Source organism: Arsenophonus endosymbiont of Aleurodicus dispersus (assembly GCF_900343015.1).
Taxonomy (GTDB): domain Bacteria; phylum Pseudomonadota; class Gammaproteobacteria; order Enterobacterales; family Enterobacteriaceae; genus Arsenophonus.
The window spans coordinates 334,943-352,454 of the sequence record NZ_LR025108.1 but is presented as its reverse complement, the minus strand read 5'-3'; the positions used below and the strand labels follow the sequence as shown (position 1 = coordinate 352,454).

The following is a 17,512-nucleotide window of genomic DNA, read 5'->3' as shown; positions in this document are numbered from 1 at the left end:
TTTTAAATAACCCCATTTAGCCGGATGTTGAATGGCAGTTCAAATTTTAAAATTGTAAAATATTACTATGACAGAATCTTTTGCTCAACTTTTTGAAGAATCTTTACAGAGTATTGAAACCAGTCCAGGAGCTATTGTTCGTGGTGTTGTTATTGCTATTGATAAAGATATCGTGTTAGTTGATGCCGGTCTGAAATCAGAATCAGCTATTCCAGTAGAACAATTTAAAAATATGCAAGGTGAGCTAGAAATTCAAGTTGGTGATGAAATCGATGTTGCTTTAGACGCAGTAGAAGATGGTTTTGGTGAAACTATCCTATCTCGAGAAAAAGCGAAACGTCATGAAGCTTGGTTAATGTTAGAAAAAGCCTATGAAGATACTAAAACAGTTATGGGTATTATCAATGGCAAAGTGAAAGGTGGTTTCACGGTAGAATTAAAAGGAATTCGTGCATTTTTACCAGGTTCACTGGTTGATATTCGTCCAGTTCGTGATACAACTAATCTAGAAGATAAGGAGCTTGAGTTAAAAGTAATCAAATTAGATCAGAAACGTAATAATGTTGTTGTTTCACGTCGTGCTGTTATTGAATCTGAAAGTAGTGCAGAACGTGATTACTTACTTGAAAAATTACAGGAAGGCATGAAAATTAAGGGTCTTGTTAAAAACTTAACTGACTATGGTGCATTCATTGATCTAGGTGGTGTTGATGGCTTATTACATATTACTGATATGGCTTGGAAACGGATTAAACATCCAAGTGAAATTGTTAATGTTGGGGATGAAATAAATGTTCAAGTATTAAAATTTGATCTTGAGCGTATACGTGTTTCTTTAGGCTTGAAGCAGCTCGGAGAAGATCCATGGATAGCTATTGCTAAACGTTATCCAGAAGGCGCTAAGCTAACAGGACGAGTCACTAATATTACTGATTATGGTTGTTTTGTTGAAATTGAGGAAGGTGTTGAAGGTTTAGTACACATTTCTGAGATGGATTGGACTAATAAAAATATTCATCCATCTAAAATTATTAATATCGGTGATATTGTTGAAGTTATGGTTCTAGATATTGACGAAGAGCGTCGTCGTATCTCATTAGGCTTGAAACAGTGTAAAGTAAATCCATGGAAGCAATTCGCCGAAACACACAATAAAAATGATCTGGTAGAAGGTAAAATAAAATCTATTACTGATTTTGGTATTTTTATAGGTTTAGATGGTGGTATTGATGGTTTAGTTCATTTGTCTGATATTTCTTGGAATGTTCCAGGTGAAGAAGCTGTTCGTGAATACAAGAAAGGTGATGAAATTGCTGCTGTTGTCTTGCAAGTTGACGCTGAACGTGAACGTATTTCTTTAGGTATTAAACAGTTAGTAGAAGATCCAGTTAATAATTATCTGTCTTGTCATAAGAGAGGTGTTATCGTTACTGGTAAAGTAGTGGCTGTTGGTGTAAAAGGAGCCACAATTAAGTTAGCGGCTGGTGTTGAAGGTAACTTACGTGCATCCGAAGCTTCACGTGATAACGTGAAAACTACTGCTCAAATATTGAAAGTTGGCGATATAGTTGAAGCTAAATATACTGGTGTTGATCGCAAAAACCGTATCATTATCTTGTCTGTTAGTACAAAAGATGAAGAAGATGCCATTGCTTCTGTAAACCAGCAGGAAGATACTAATCTCACAAATAATGCTATGTCAGAAGCGTTCAAAGCAGCTAAAGGCGAATAATTTAATCATAGGGTAACTTTTTGTTGCCCCGTAACGGTAGTTTAGGGGGATGTGCACTATGACAAGGTATGAATTGATTGAAAAACTTATTAACCAATTAGCTCATATCCCAGGTAAAATTATTGAAGCTGGTGTGAGAGAAATGCTTGACTATATAGCAATCTCCCTTACTAAGGGAGAGCGTGTTGAGATCTGCGGATTCGGCAGTTTTTCTCTTCATTACCGTGCACCACGTATTGGTCGTAATCCTAAAACAGGTAACAAAGTGAATTTGAAAGAAAAACATGTTCCTCATTTTAAACCTGGTAAAGAATTACGCAATCGGGTTAATATTTAGGCATAAAAATTCAAAAATTTAATTTATTTTTTTTGCAAAAATAGTGTCTTAATTAAGAGACCATTTTTATAGTTATAATTTAAAATTTACTAAACCCGGTCTTTATTATTAATATATAATAAATATTTCTAAAAAATAAACTTTATTAACTCAAATTAGTTAGTAATCATTTCACAAAAAATTAAAATAGTAAAAAGGAGATAAATATTATTTAGGTGTTTTATATAACACATAATTTTTCTTTTTTGATAATATCAATTCTCTAATAAGCTCTGTGAAAAATATTGACCAATACTTTTTTATCTCAATTACCCAATAAATAAGTTGTAGTTTTTTTATTTTGGGTGAATTAATTTTATTTAACTAAATGTATTAATAATTTAGCTATAAACTTTATTAAAACATTTCAATTACAAATTTGTCGTATAAAATTGGTAAAATATTGCGATGGATTTATCTCTACTGTTAATTGCTGGAAAGATATCTATGTTCAGAATACCAAAAAAGAATAGCAAAAATGAGGCGAATGTGTTGAATTTTTAGTTATAGCATTGATGCGGCTGATATCATCACTTATAAATTTTAAGCTAATATTATTTTCTAATTTATCACATTACTGACAAAGAGCAGATATTAAAGTTAACGATAATGTATGCTTATGCTATTCTAGTTTCATCAGAAATTATGTTTTTAATTTTGATGAGGAATATATGGATTACCGTCTACTTGATATAATTGCTTGTCCTATTTGTCATGGAAAACTAGCCTATGATAAAAAAAATTTAGAGCTTATCTGTAAATTAGATCAGATTGCTTATCCTGTGCGTAATAATATACCGGTATTATTAAAAGATAAAGCTCGTAAGTGGCCTTTAGATGAAGAAAAGTAACGTGTTAATAGTAAGGTAGTATTTGATATTGTTAAAGCGTAGAAATCTTCATAACAAATTTTGCAAACTAATAATGCACTGAAATATTAGCCTAAGTTATTGAAAAATATAAATTTTATCATTAATTAATTATTATTTAATACCCCCATAAATAATTAATAAATTAGCTAGCAATCTAATGCTAAATAACGTAGGCATAGCAACATTAGCTACCCGAATAAGAGATCTATATCAAGCATTTAATCAGGCTATTATAAAAATCGTAATATCTAAACAAAGCAATGCATTTAGTTAAGTTAAGTACCAAATATCATATGGTGATAATCCAAAGATTATGTCTACTTTAAAAGCTTATTCTGAGAATCTATGAATTTATTTAGTTAAGCTAATTATAGCTGCTTCTAATATTAGCGCTATATTGTGGATTATTAAGCATTAATCATTAAATTATTACCGACAAGCTAGTTAAAATTAATTTAGTTACTGAATACTGACTGAGTAATGATTTTTTTCTGCTCATTTTTTTACTTTATTTTTCTAATTATATATTGACTTATCGCTACTTATGAGCTTTTGCACAGTAAAAATATGAGGATGACTTAATATAACTTTTAACCTTGAATACATAAGGCAGTTATAGATTTCAATATTCATATTGATAGTCGCTAATTATTGTTTAACATAACTTTAATTTTCATTTTTAGAAAAAACAGCCGATATCAACATATGTAATCCACGTCTTATTTTCCAATACAGAAATTAGAAAAAATACGACCTAATAAATCATCAGAACTAAATTCACCGGTAATTTCACTTAATACTTGTTGAGTAAAACGAAGTTCTTCTGCTAATAACTCACCTGAATGACCAACTACTAATTGTTGATAACCTTGTTGTAAATGCTCAGCTGCTACTTTAAGCGCTTGAATATGACGATGTCTAGCTAAAAATCCGCATTCAATATTATGATTAAACCCAATACTTTCTTTTAAATGTTTACGTAATAAATCAATACCTTCTTTGCTATATGCTGAAAGGCGGATAAGTGAATAATTACCAATCTTTTTTAGCTCTATTGGTTCATCAGTAATATCAACTTTATTTCTAATTATCGTAATAGGTAAAGATTTAGGCAATCTAGCTATAAATTCAGGACAAATATGATCAGGTTCAATTACCTCTGTAGTCGTACTATCAACCATAAATAATATATGATCTGCTTGCTCTATTTCTTGCCATGCACGCTCAATACCTATTCTCTCAACTTCATTTATTGCTTCACGTAAACCAGCTGTATCAATAATATATAATGGCATACCATCGATATAAATATGTTCACGTAATACATCTCTGGTTGTACCAGCAATATCTGTTACAATCGCTGTTTCATGACCAGATAGCGCGTTTAATAAACTAGATTTACCGGCATTTGGTAGTCCTGCAATCACAACTTTCATGCCTTCTCGTAATAGGCTACCTTGATAAGCTAGTAAACGCACACTATCCAAATGGGCAATCACATCATTCAATTTTGAATCTATCTTACTATCAGATAAAAAATCAATTTCTTCATCTGGAAAATTAATTGCCGCTTCAACGTAAATACGCAAGTTAGTAAGGGCTTCCACTATTTCGTAGATATGTTGCGAGAAAACACCTTGTAACGAATTTACTGCTGAACGTGCCGCCTGTTCAGTACTCGCATTTATTAGATCAGCAATAGCTTCCGCCTGAGCTAAATCTATTTTGTCATTAAGAAAAGCGCGTTCAGAAAATTCACCTGGATTGGCAATCCTGATTTCATTGATAGTTAAAATTCTCTTAAGTAATAAATTAATAATCACTTGCCCACCATGTCCTTGCAATTCAAGAACATCTTCACCAGTAAATGAGTTAGGAGCAGGAAAATAGAGTACAATTCCCTGATCTAACACTTTGCCATTATTATCATAGAAAGGCAGGTAATCTGCATAGCGCGGCTGAGGTAATTTGCCTAAAACAATACTAGCAACTTCAATAACTTTTGGCCCTGATATTCGCAAAATACCAATACCGCCACGTCCAGGTGGTGTTGCTTGTGCAATAATTGTATCATTAATATATATGCTCATTTCACTCTCAATTCTTACAGTAAATATGATTAAGGCGGTCATTAGACCGCCTTAATCAATTCTCTATTTTGTTATTTCTTTAATAAAAAAGAAAAAAACCTACAAATTATTTTTTATCGCTACTATGCAGGCCACAATTTTCCAATTCACGATAAATAATTTGTTGCTGGATAACTGTCACAAGATTACTAATGATATAGTATAAAACTAAACCAGAAGGAAACCAAAAGAAAAATACAGTAAAAATAACCGGCATATAGTTCATGATTTTCTGTTGCATCGGATCAGTGAATGTTGTTAGCGACATCTTCTGAAGAAGATACATCGTTAAACCCATTAACAATGGGAGAATATAGTATGGATCCTGAGCTGATAGATCTTGGATCCAACCAATAAAATGAGCATGGCGTAGCTCTACAGAACCCATCAACATATAATATAAAGCGAGGAAAATAGGCATCTGAATCAATAAAGGCAAACAACCACCTAACGGATTAACTTTTTCTGCTTTATAGAGAGCCATTATTTCTTGGCTCATACGTTGATTATCATCACCAATACATTCTTTCATCGCAACAATTTTGGGCTGCAAAAGACGAATTTTTACCATTGAGGTATATTGTGCTTTGGTTAATGGATACATAATACCGCGAACAATAAAAGTAATAATAATGATAGAAAAGCCCCAATTACCGATAAAACCATGAATAAATTTTAATAATTTAAATAAAGGTTGAGAAATAAACCACAACCAACCATAATCAACAGTTAAATCTAAATGTGGTGCAACTGTTTTCATTGCAGATTGTAATTCAGGACCTAACCACAAAGTTGAAGTGTAATTTATTTTACTATTAGCAGCTACTGTTATCGGTGAACTCTTATAGCCAATAATACCAATGGTTTTATCTAAATCAATTGTATAGAAGGTATTTTGGGTTTTATAGTATGGGATCCATGCAGTAACAAAATATTGCTGCAACATTGCAATCCAACCACCTTTAGTATTAATATTTAAATTATTACTAGTAATATCACTAAAACTATATTTTTTATAGTTCGTTTCATCAGAAGAATATGCTGCACCACGATAGGTATGTAAGGGGAAATTATGAATTCCTGTCCCACGCTCTTTTGGTAGTTCTACTGTCTGTTTTAACTGACCAAAAAATGCTAGCGTTAATGGTTTGCTACTGTTATTAGCAATATTGTTTTCAACAGAAATATTATATTTACCACGTTTTAATAGATATATTTTCTTATAAACTACGCTATCTTTACCAGTAAAGATAAGAGGAACACGCAGTTCATCTTTTCCATTTTGCAACACATAACTAGTTTTAGTTGAGAGATATAAAGGACGCAACCCATTATTATATCCAGAATCATCCGGACCATCCTCACCGATTAAGCCGCTCTGTGCTTGATAAATAAAATTTTTGCTAGTTTTCAATAAACAAAAAGGATCAGATGAGTGTAATTTCTTAGGGTAATGCAATAGCGCAGCTTGATCAATATCACCTCCACGGGTATTGATATGTAATTCAAGCACATCAGTTTTTACTGTAATAAATTTAGCTTGCTCATGAGCAGATTTGTTATTATAGCTTGACATATTTATTTGTTTTACTATTTGATCATTATTTATAGGTTGTGTTTTATAACTTTCCCATGTTTGCCAAATTAAAAACGAAACAAATAGCAAAGAGATGAATAAAAGATTACGTAGCGAATCCATCGTTAATGTTCTCTATTATAGACATTTTGTCTAGGTGGAACAGGATCATAACCGCCTATATGTAAAGGATGACATTTTAATAGGCGTTTCATCATTAACCAACTACCTTTTATCAATCCAAATCGATATAATACCTCGATACCATACTTTGAACAGGTAGGTTTGAAGCGGCAACGATGCCATAATAATGGACTTATTATCAATTGATAACATCTTATTATCAATATTAAGAGCCGCAATACAAACGATAGTGACGACGCCATAATTTACCTAAAATTTTGGTTATTTTTTGATTATCCAAATCAGCAACCCCTTTTCTTACTAAGATCACAAAATCCATTGAAGGTAACTCATGCTGATGTAAACGAAAATATTCTCTCGTTAATCGCTTAATGCGATTTCTTTCATGTGCTAGTTTAACATTTTTTTTTGTGATATGAAGACCAATACGTGGGTACCATAGTTTATTGAGACGTCCTAGAATAGTAATTCCTAGAGAACTAGCCCATTGTGGCTGCTGAAAGACATAATCATAATGTCTGGAATTTAATAATCTTAATTCCCTAGGAAAAGTAAGTATAACCACTTTTATTATTACTTCGAAGAAACGGTCAGACGAGCACGGCCTTTAGCACGACGACGAGCCAAAACATGACGACCATTTTTAGTGGCCATACGAGCACGGAAACCGTGAGAACAGTTCCGTTTTAATACGGATGGTTGAAAAGTACGTTTCATAGCGGTTTCTACCTAACTTAACAAAATAGTTATTATTTATTCAGGAAATTCATGGATGTTCAGTAGAACAAACAATACTGATATATCCAATTGTAACAACACAAATCTAGTAAAGAAGCCGGATTATAATAAAATATTGAGCATTACGCAATGCAGTAGATAAATTCAACGCTTTTCTCAGCAATTAGCTACGATAAAACTTAAACTAATAATATATTTTTTTTTACTTTCTGAACAAGAACAAGCACTAACTAAAAACTATAAAAATAACGATATCACACATAAGGTGCAAAATAAGATAGATTATCATATTAATCTCAAGAATGATGAAAAGATCAAAAATGTTTAGCTTTAAAATAAAAATTAATCAAAAATTTGCTTTAAAGTTATCTGTTACTTGGTGTTATACCTAACATATGTGCTAGTATTATTTTTGTTTCCTTATTAATTTTATATATTTTAATTCTAAATTCTGTGGATAAAAAGGGTTAACTATATGTAAAACAGTTAAGATCTTATTTAGATTTGGCGTTATTATTTAATATTTTGTAGAATATGGTATAGTTTTTTCTGTAAATTCTTTTCTAAAGAAAAAAATTTTTTTATTACCTATAAAATTTAATAATTTTTCATTAGTCTTGTTTTAGGTGAGTCCTTCGTGTCATTTTTACTTTGGCAGTAATGTCTTGCCCGATTGCTGGATGAGTTAGCTGCCACAGAATTTAGTATATGGATACGCCCTATCCAGGCAGAATTGAGTGATAATACATTGGCACTCTATGCACCTAACTGCTTTGTATTAGATTGGTTAAGCGATAAATACATCAATAATATTTAAGTTATTTTTGTAGTTCAGATATGCCTGCCTTGAAATTTGAAGTTGGTAATAAAAAGCAAATAACAAAAAGTGGAACTTCAACACATACCACAACAAAGAAAAAAATTTCTACGTCAATAAATTCAACAATAGGCCCTAGTTGGGATAATACACAAGTTCAACCTGAAATAGCTTATCGTTTAAATCTGAATCTTAAGTATAGTATACATTTAATAATTTTGTCGAAGGTAAATCAAACCAGCTTGCTCGTGCCGCTGCCAGCCAAGTAGCGACAAATCCTGGAGGTGCTTATAATCCACTTTTTCTTTATGGTGTCACTGGATTAGGTAATCCTCATCTATTTCATGCAGTAGGTAATCATATTATAGCACACAAAGCTAATGCAAAAGTGGTTTATATGCATTCTGAGCGTTTCGTCCAAGATATGGTAAAAGCTTTACAAAATAATGCAATTGAAGATTTTAAACTTTATTATCGCTCGGTAGATGCATTATTAATTGATGAAATTCAGTTATTTGCTAATAAAGAATATTCTCAAGAATAATTTTTTCATACCTTTAATGCATTACTAGAAGGTAATTAGCAAATAATTCTAACTTTAGATCGCTATCCTAAAGAAATAAATGGAGTTAAAGATTAATTTCATTTTAGCTGCTGATTGACAGTTGCGATCTAACTACCTGAATTATAAACGCGTGTTGCTATTATAATGAAAAAAGCGGATAAGAATAAGATCCAAGTAACTGAAAAATTATTTTTTTTTATTGCTAACAGTTGAAGATCAAAAATTCTAGAAGTAGAAGGGTCTATAAATAGAATTATAGCTAATAATAATTTTACTAGTGGTGTAATTACCATTGATTTTGTTAGATAAGTACTATGAGATCTACTATGATTATAAGATAAGCTTTATAGATAGTATAAAAAAAGTTGCTGAATATTATAAAATTACTGACTTGTTATCCAAGCGCCGTTCCCATTCTGTGGCGCGTAAAATTGCAATGTCATTATCAAAAAAAAGAACTGACAAACAATAGTTTGCCTAAAATTGGTGATGCTTTTGGTGTAATATATCATATAATAGTACTGCATACTTGTAGAAAAATAGAGCAATTGCGGGAATAAAATCATGACATCAAAGAGTATTTTTCTAACTTAATCAAATCACTATCATACTAATAATATGAAATTTACTATTAAACGTGAACAATTACTTAAACCACTACAACAAGTTAGTGGCACCCTTAGTGGTCGGCCAAGATTACCAATCTTAGGTAATTTATTACTACAAGTAAGTGAAAAAATACTTTCATTAACAGGTACAGATCTAGAAGTAGAAATGGTAGCTAAAGTTATACTAACACAACCAAGTGAAGATGGTTCAATCACGGTATCTGCCCGTAAATTCTACGATATCTGGCGTGGGTTACCTGATGGATTAGAAATCAAAGTTACTTTTGAAGGAGAACGTTTACTAGTGCGTTCAGGCAGTAGCAGTTTTTCGCTTTCAACTCTACCGGCAGCTGATTTTCCAAACTTAGATAATTGGAAAAGTAAAGTTGAATTTGAACTACCTCAAACTACATTAAAACGTCTAATTGAGGCTACCAAATTTTCAATGGCACATCAAGATGTACGCTATTATCTTAATGGCATGCTATTTGAAACTGAAGGTCAAGAATTACGCACAGTCGCTACTGATGGCCATCGATTAGCGGTCTGTTCACTTAATATTAATAAGTATTTACCAACTCATTCAGTGATTGTTCCTCGCAAAGGGGTGGTAGAATTTATGCGATTACTGGATAGTAGCGACGACTCACTTAAGTTGCAGATTGGTAGTAATAATATTCGAGCTCATGTTGGTAATTTTATTTTTACCTCAAAACTAGTTGATGGTCATTTTCCTGATTACCGAAGCGTTCTACCAAAAAATCCAGATAAAACATTGACTGCGGATTGTAATAAACTAAAACAAGCATTTTCCCGAGCATCTATTTTATCAAATGAAAAATTTCGTGGTGTACGCCTCTATATAAGTAAAAATAAACTTAGAATTACCGCAAATAATCCTGAACAGGAAGAATCAGAAGAAATTATTGACGTTAATTATCAAAGCCTGATGATAGAAATCAGTTTTAATGTAAATTATATACTAGATGTATTAAATACACTAAAATGTGAGCAAGTTAATTTGCTATTGACTAATTCAAATTCAAGCATACAAATCGAAGATGTAAATAATAATGCGGCAGCTTATATTGTTATGCCAATGCGATTGTAATATTAAAATTATATAATGCTTTCTCAGATCCTTATCCAAGTACTTTCGTCATATATAAAGTTTGTATCTACCATTATAAACTGGTTTCAATTTTTTTATTAGCCAAAATTGCAGCAGAAAAACAAGTATTATTTAAACTATCTAGATATCAGATTTAGCATTCAAGCAGCAAGTATTATTTTTCATCGATAAAATAATTTTTTTATATAGTCGTCTTGTTTAAAATAAGAATCGCTGGAATTCATTTTTGGTCTAATTAAATATCGTCATGGTGGAAGTAAAGTTCGTATTAATGGTAGTTATGGGCATAAAATTTTACCAATTCAATTAATAAATTATGACTATTTGATATTATTACAGGATGTACCTAAATATAACTAAGTTTTTCTTTTTAAATTTAGTAGTAAAAAATTTAACTACTATTAAAGCAACGTAATATAGCACCAAGTAACAAGTTATTAAGTGAATTACGAGCTAGTTATATTGTATGCAGGCAGGTATTATAAAAAATATTTAAAATAGCTGTAAACTGTGCTTATGAAGATATATTATTACGAGTGTAGTCAAAATTATTAATGTACAGATTAAAATAAATTAGCAGAAGATCAATATTCAACCAGACAGAATAAGCAACAGATGCTTATCTATGTTATAAAATTTATTTATAATTTAGATAAAAATTGCCGTTAATTTTTAATTAAACATCTTAAAACTACGCAAGTTAAAGTCTTTGTGAGCTAGATTACCATGACGTAAGTTAAGTGTTAGATGGAAATATTAGGATTTTTTGTAGAAAAAATAGCAAAATAGAAGTTCAATAATAGGATTAGAAATTAGCGAGAAACGTTGATGTTAAATACATATGACTCCTCAAGTATTAAGGTATTAAAAGGACTAGACGCGGTGCGTAAGCGCCCAGGTATGTATATAGGTAATACCGACGATGGTACAGGACTTCATCACATGGTCTTCGAAGTTATTGATAACGCTATCGACGAAGCCTTTGCTGGTTATTGCAACGATATTATCGTAACTATACATACCGATAACTCTATATCTGTTCTTGATAATGGCCGTGGTATTCCAACCGATATTCATAAAGAAGAGGGTATATCCGCCGCAGAAGTTATCATGACGGTTCTCCATGCTGGCGGCAAATTTGACGAAAATTCCTATAAAGTTTCAGGTGGGTTACATGGGGTAGGTGTTTCTGTTGTTAATGCTTTATCAGAAAAATTAGAGTTAACTATCCGTCGCGAGGGAAAAGTACATGAACAGATTTACCGTCTAGGTGTTCCACAAGCACCATTAATGATTGTTGGAGAAACTGATGATCGGGGAACCTATATTCGTTTCTGGCCAAGTTTAGAAACATTTAAAACAGTTACAAAATTTGAATACGATATTTTGGTAAAACGGCTACGCGAGCTATCTTTTCTTAATTCAGGCATATCTATTAGTTTAATTGATAACCGTGATAATAGAAAAGATCATTTTCATAATGAAGGTGGAATCAAAGCTTTTGTAGAATACTTAAGCCAGAATAAAAACCCAATACATCCAACTATTTTCTATTTTTCAGCAGAAAAAGATAATATTAATGTAGAAATATCCATGCAATGGAATGACAGTTCCCAGGTAAATGTTTATTGCTTCACAAATAATATTCCTCAACGAGATGGAGGAACCCATCTCGTTGGTTTTCGTAGCGCCATGACACGTACATTAAATAATTACATGGATAAAGAGGGTTATCTAAAAAAAATTAAAGTTAGTGCTACCGGCGATGATGCCCGTGAAGGTTTAATTTCTGTCGTCTCAGTTAAAGTACCAGATCCTAAATTTTCTTCACAAACAAAAGATAAGCTAGTTTCTTCCGAAGTAAAAACAGTTATTGAAACATTAATGAATGATAAATTGTTAGAATATCTATTAGAGAATCCTAATGACGCTAAAAGCATTGTTAGCAAAATCATTGACGCCGCCCGTGCCCGCGAGGCGGCACGTAAAGCACGCGAAATGACTCGTCGGAAAGGTGCCCTTGATTTAGCAGGATTACCAGGTAAATTAGCTGACTGCCAGGAGCGTAATCCAGCTTTATCAGAACTTTATTTAGTGGAAGGTGATTCTGCAGGTGGATCTGCTAAACAGGGGCGTAACCGAAAAGATCAAGCAATTTTACCATTAAAAGGTAAAATTCTTAACGTTGAAAAAGCTCGTTTCGACAAAATACTTTCCTCACAGGAAATTGTTACTTTAATAACTGCTTTAGGCTGTGGTATTGGTCCAGACAAATATGATCTTAATAAATTACGTTATCATAGCATTATTATCATGACTGATGCCGATGTCGATGGATCTCATATTCGGACATTGTTATTAACTTTCTTCTATCGTCAGATGCCAGAAATTATCGAACGTGGCCATATCTATATTGCTCAGCCACCTTTATATAAGGTGAAAAAAGGTAAGCAAGAAAAATATATTAAAAATGATGAGGCAATGAACGAATATTTGATATCAATTGCATTAGATAATACTGCTCTATACACTAGCTCTCATGCTCCGGCATTGAAAGGTGAGCTATTAAAAAAGTTAATCATTGAATATAATTCTGCTCAGCAAATTATCAAAAGTTTAGGATCTGTCTATCCATTTAATTTATTAAATAATCTTATTTATCTACCTATATTGGTAGAAGATTCTTTTACAGATAAATCAAAGATAGAAAATTGGATCAAAATATTAGTTAAGCGCCTATCTTCTAGTGAAGAAAATGGTAGTATTTATAGTTACCATATTAATGAAAATTATGAACGCCAATTATTTGAACCTGTTTTAAGGATTAAAACTAATGGCGTTGATACCGATTACCATCTGGATCTTGATTTTATTCATTGTATTGAATATACACGCATTACCAAAATCGGTAAGCTAATAGGTAATCTGATTGAGGATGGTGCATATGTGGAAAGAGGAGAACGTCGCCAGACTATTTCTTCCTTTGAAGACGCCTTGAACTGGTTATCAGAAGAATCACGACGTGGTTTGATGATACAACGCTATAAAGGATTAGGCGAAATGAACCCCAATCAATTATGGGAAACAACTATGAACCCGGATACACGCAGCATGATGCGTGTTACTATTCAAAATAGTATTGCAACTGACCAATTGTTTGCTACACTAATGGGTGATGAGGTTGAGCCACGTAGAGCTTTTATTGAAGAAAATGCATTAAAAGCCAAAAATATAGATATTTAATTTTAAATAATAAAATTAAAGTTCTATATTAAATTTTTGCTTTTAAAAAAATTCATTATTTGGAACAACTGGCATATTATAATCAATTAAGGCTAGTGGGCCATGTTTCAACTCACCGGCTGCATAAGCTTTAGCATGAATATAAAAATTTTATTTTATCTTTAAAATTTTCTGCATAAATGGAAATTATTTTTTCTGGCAATAATATGGTCTCAATACCAGCAGGGAATGCATGTAAGTAATGCCTGAACAATGTTTCGCTCAAGAACAATATTTTTATTATATAACTAGCTCAAATAAGCAACTAATAATAAAACGGTTAATTGGGTTGGGTAGTAAATTCTTTGGTGGATGGATGCTACGCTAATTTCTGTATCAGTTATTGTTATTAATGCAAGTAAAATATGATCAGCAAACTAAAGATGAGCCGAAAATATTACATATAGCTAAATATGTTAGATAACCAAGCTCTTTTGATAATCTTAATGGAGCTCCGCTGTTTTACCAAATTGATAAATAGTGATCAACAAACTATTTTTTCGCCGTACTGGTTTATGATAATTGAATTAAGAAGCAATTTTCACATATCCACAAGCAAAACATTAAATATGTTTTGCCTGAGATAATGTATTTTTAGTTTTTTTATATAATTTATTTTTAAAAACTCTATAATATGCAATTACAAAGTATTTTTTATTGCTAAAGGCTGTTAATATATAACCAAGTTCATACTGAACATTGGATTATATTAGTTATCGTTCAACTTATGAACCTTGTTGATTAAAAATACAAACTGTTAGACCAGTTACTTTAGCAATATTACCTTCATCTAAATAGATAAAGTAACGTGTGACCAGTAAAAGTGCTCATTGATAGATCAGATAAAAAATTTTAACACCTAACTCTATAACCAGAACACACAGCTACGCGGGCTGCATGCAACCTTTTTATAATTTACAATGTATTAAATAAACTCTAACTTCGGTATCAGTTTTGGAAGTAAAAAAATATTTTTGTGTTTAAGTTATTCACAAAATTCTTGATCACTTTCAATTATCTGATTATGAGGATGGGTATTTTTTACTTGGCGATGAGTAGCCCAACTAGTATGCGCAATACCTGTGCTACCAATTCCAGCATGTTTTTCTACTTTTTCAGCATCTGAACTTTACTAATTTCACTGAATCCTGTTAGAGTTTATTTATCATCAACTACAGCAAAACCTGCATAGTCATAACCGCGTTCGACTAAGCTCTTAATAATTTAAGCTATATCATATGCTACTCCACCAATAATTACACACATAAATTTTTATTATAAAATATAGGAAGTAGCATACTGCTTTTATGTTGTAGTAACCTAATTAATATAATCAATGGTACTATTCCAAATACATTGGTTTATTATTGATAATATCAATTATTAATCGTCACTATTTATTTTACAATTATTTTTCTTTATTGTAAGTTTCCAATTTTAAATATGCTGCTGTTTAATACGACTAATAACAAGTTCATTTTACTCAACATTATTAGTAATCGTAGTTATAGCACCCATATTAATATACCTACCCATTTAGGCATCACCTAAGTAACTTAAATGCCCAGCTTTAGCACCACCACCTAAAACTGCGTTTTAAAATTCAAAAAAATTACTAATATTTACTTTATATGCCAGTCTAGTTCCTGAACATAAACGAGCGCCTAAGCCGTAGATAATTTTAATTTCTCTATAACTGAATAAGCACTAATAATTTAATTATCATCTATCGTACAATTTTAAAATATACATCAATATGTACATTGTTACCAAGTACAACATTTACTTCTTCTTTGAGAAGAACATTAGTATCGATAATTACATTCAGACCATGCTTTAATGTACCACTAATAATATCTTTGCCTGTTCTTTTTGATAAATACTTTCAAGCACTGTAAGCATTATTATTAAGCTTTTTAAGCCATAGCTTTAAATAAAAGCAATTAGCAACTAATATCCCAGTATTAATTTTTACTTTATTTTACGTTGTATATTTTTGCTCAACGTTACCTTTTTAATTAATAATGCACCTGACGGCTTATTAATAATTGACAACCCTACGTTAGGCTTAGCTTCTATTAATTGTTGAAGTGTTTATTTTGTAATCAGTGGATAATCACAATAAAGCATTAAGATATTTTAATTCTTATCAAAATAAGGGGCGGCTTGCTGGCATGCCCTGTTCCTAACTGTTCTGATTGTAAAATCCAATTAACAGGTTGATTAACTAAAGCTAATTTTATTAAATCTACACCATTACCATAGACCAAATTAATATTAGTTGTTCCAAGTGATAATAATGTATCGATAACATGCTGTATAATTTGGTTACCTGCTAGTGGATATAAAACTTTTGGTAAGTCATAATACATGCACCTCTACCCACCTAGCGTATCACAAGATTTTTTGATTTTATAGACATCAAACCCTAATAACTCCATCAGTCAGGTAAAAATAACCATATTTGTTGAATAAATTAATATATATTTCGTTCAAAAAAAAACCTTACTTCCTATTTTCAGCATATACAACAACTAGATAATATGTAATGTAATTGCAGACATATCAACCTCCTATAAGCGATACAACAAATAAAGATAACGCCTGCTGTACAACTTATATTGGGGCATATTGTTTCTGTTTCAACAATTCTATCATTTACTGCCCATAATTAAGCTGTGTAGCTTCATCTAAATAAGATGCAAATTGCGAAAATGCAGCTAACTCACGATACTGTGCTAACATAGTATGAATACCAACTGATAATTTTTTGATAAGATTAGTTTAAGCAGAACTACCTGTGATACTGATATTCATGAACACCGGCATTAAATAAGTTAGATTCTAAAAAAAATTGTACATATATGATTGAAATAACATTAAAGGTACGCAGGTCCAACTGAAGATTATTTAAATGTACTATATAAATTCCATGAGTAAATACTTCTCCTGATGCATACATAATATCTTGTACCCTTTTTCCCTTTGCTAACACAGTTATTGTTATAATAACTTTTACTTCCTAACCAATAGTAAAAACTAATGTAATGTAAATAGTATTATTTTTTTCACTATAATGTGTTAATACATTAACAACATAAAGCGTTATATAATCAACAGACTAATTCACCAGCAAAAGCCGACAAGCCCTTTACTTTTTTATGTATAAATAAAGATACACTGAAGATTACAAACACTATTAACTAAAAGAGTAACAATTATAATAAAACTTTACTCTTGTATAGGGATAAAGACGTAACTCTTATATTATTACATAATTTTAAAATTTAAATTATTTAATTGGTATACAATAGTCATTGTTTTATTTAAAAACAATATTAATTTAAACCTCAAATTTCTCAACATCGCTGTTTATTAAAGCCAGGTAAATTTAACTAAATAATTTTATTTAGTTTAATATAAAAGTTGATCTTAAATTTTACGCAAAATTATCCTTTTTTCTGCTTCAGAAGAATTTAACACTATGAAATCATATACTGTACAAATATTCTGCTGATGATGCCATAATTTTTTTTTACCT

General features: G+C 31.2%; 10 protein-coding genes and 3 pseudogenes. 6 read left to right on the top strand and 7 right to left on the bottom strand.

Features of this window, described 5'->3' with window-relative positions; genetic code table 11:
* Positions 1 to 67: 67 nt before the first annotated feature.
* The 3 genes from rpsA to WBAF_RS01205 all read left to right on the top strand — a co-directional run bounded on the left by rpsA (position 68) and on the right by WBAF_RS01205 (position 2,959).
* Positions 68 to 1,732: a 30S ribosomal protein S1 gene (rpsA, locus tag WBAF_RS01215; protein WP_121463266.1), complete on the top strand. Its 1,665-nt coding sequence runs from the start codon at positions 68 to 70 to the stop codon at positions 1,730 to 1,732.
* 58 nt (positions 1,733 to 1,790) lie between these two features.
* Positions 1,791 to 2,069, top strand: coding sequence for an integration host factor subunit beta (ihfB, locus tag WBAF_RS01210; RefSeq protein WP_121463265.1), 279 nt, complete (start codon positions 1,791 to 1,793; stop codon positions 2,067 to 2,069).
* Positions 2,070 to 2,779: 710 nt separating this feature from the next.
* Entirely contained in the window at positions 2,780 to 2,959 is a 180-nt protein-coding gene (locus WBAF_RS01205; RefSeq protein ID WP_121463264.1) for a Trm112 family protein, read from the top strand.
* A gap of 740 nt (positions 2,960 to 3,699) precedes the next feature.
* Here WBAF_RS01205 and mnmE read toward each other — a convergent pair.
* The 5 genes from mnmE to rpmH all read right to left on the bottom strand — a co-directional run bounded on the left by mnmE (position 3,700) and on the right by rpmH (position 7,546).
* Positions 3,700 to 5,070, bottom strand: coding sequence for a tRNA uridine-5-carboxymethylaminomethyl(34) synthesis GTPase MnmE (gene mnmE / locus WBAF_RS01200; protein WP_439952276.1), 1,371 nt, complete (start codon positions 5,068 to 5,070; stop codon positions 3,700 to 3,702).
* 106 nt (positions 5,071 to 5,176) lie between these two features.
* The gene (gene yidC, locus WBAF_RS01195) at positions 5,177 to 6,808 is read right to left on the bottom strand and encodes a membrane protein insertase YidC (RefSeq protein WP_121463263.1); all 1,632 of its coding nucleotides are present in this window, start codon (positions 6,806 to 6,808) and stop codon (positions 5,177 to 5,179) included.
* Positions 6,809 to 6,810: 2 nt separating this feature from the next.
* Positions 6,811 to 7,071, bottom strand: coding sequence for a membrane protein insertion efficiency factor YidD (gene yidD / locus WBAF_RS01190; protein ID WP_121463262.1), 261 nt, complete (start codon positions 7,069 to 7,071; stop codon positions 6,811 to 6,813).
* Positions 7,035 to 7,394 carry a ribonuclease P protein component gene (gene rnpA / locus WBAF_RS01185; RefSeq protein ID WP_121463261.1) on the bottom strand — a complete coding sequence of 120 codons (360 nt, stop codon included), beginning with the start codon at positions 7,392 to 7,394 and terminating at the stop codon, positions 7,035 to 7,037. The genes yidD and rnpA overlap by 37 nt, the downstream gene beginning before the upstream one ends.
* Before the next feature lie 8 nt (positions 7,395 to 7,402).
* Positions 7,403 to 7,546, bottom strand: a complete 144-nt coding sequence (gene rpmH, locus WBAF_RS01180; RefSeq protein WP_121463260.1) for a 50S ribosomal protein L34 — start codon at positions 7,544 to 7,546, stop codon at positions 7,403 to 7,405.
* 694 nt (positions 7,547 to 8,240) lie between these two features.
* Between rpmH and dnaA the strand changes: the two are divergent.
* From dnaA to gyrB, 3 genes and pseudogenes are all read left to right on the top strand, one after another.
* Positions 8,241 to 9,509: pseudogene (gene dnaA / locus WBAF_RS01170) on the top strand (chromosomal replication initiator protein DnaA).
* 58 nt (positions 9,510 to 9,567) lie between these two features.
* Complete coding sequence (dnaN, locus tag WBAF_RS01165; RefSeq protein WP_121463259.1) at positions 9,568 to 10,668, top strand: DNA polymerase III subunit beta; 1,101 nt, start codon at positions 9,568 to 9,570, stop codon at positions 10,666 to 10,668.
* 849 nt (positions 10,669 to 11,517) lie between these two features.
* Positions 11,518 to 13,932 carry a DNA topoisomerase (ATP-hydrolyzing) subunit B gene (gene gyrB, locus WBAF_RS01160; RefSeq protein ID WP_121463258.1) on the top strand — a complete coding sequence of 805 codons (2,415 nt, stop codon included), beginning with the start codon at positions 11,518 to 11,520 and terminating at the stop codon, positions 13,930 to 13,932.
* Positions 13,933 to 16,068: 2,136 nt separating this feature from the next.
* Here gyrB and glmU read toward each other — a convergent pair.
* Together glmU and WBAF_RS01150 are read right to left on the bottom strand one after the other, a co-directional pair.
* Positions 16,069 to 16,343: pseudogene (gene glmU / locus WBAF_RS02680) on the bottom strand (bifunctional UDP-N-acetylglucosamine diphosphorylase/glucosamine-1-phosphate N-acetyltransferase GlmU); the annotation flags it as partial.
* A 247-nt stretch (positions 16,344 to 16,590) separates the two neighbouring features.
* A pseudogene (locus tag WBAF_RS01150) lies at positions 16,591 to 16,852 on the bottom strand (F0F1 ATP synthase subunit alpha); the annotation flags it as partial.
* Between the last annotated feature and the right edge of the window lie 660 nt (positions 16,853 to 17,512).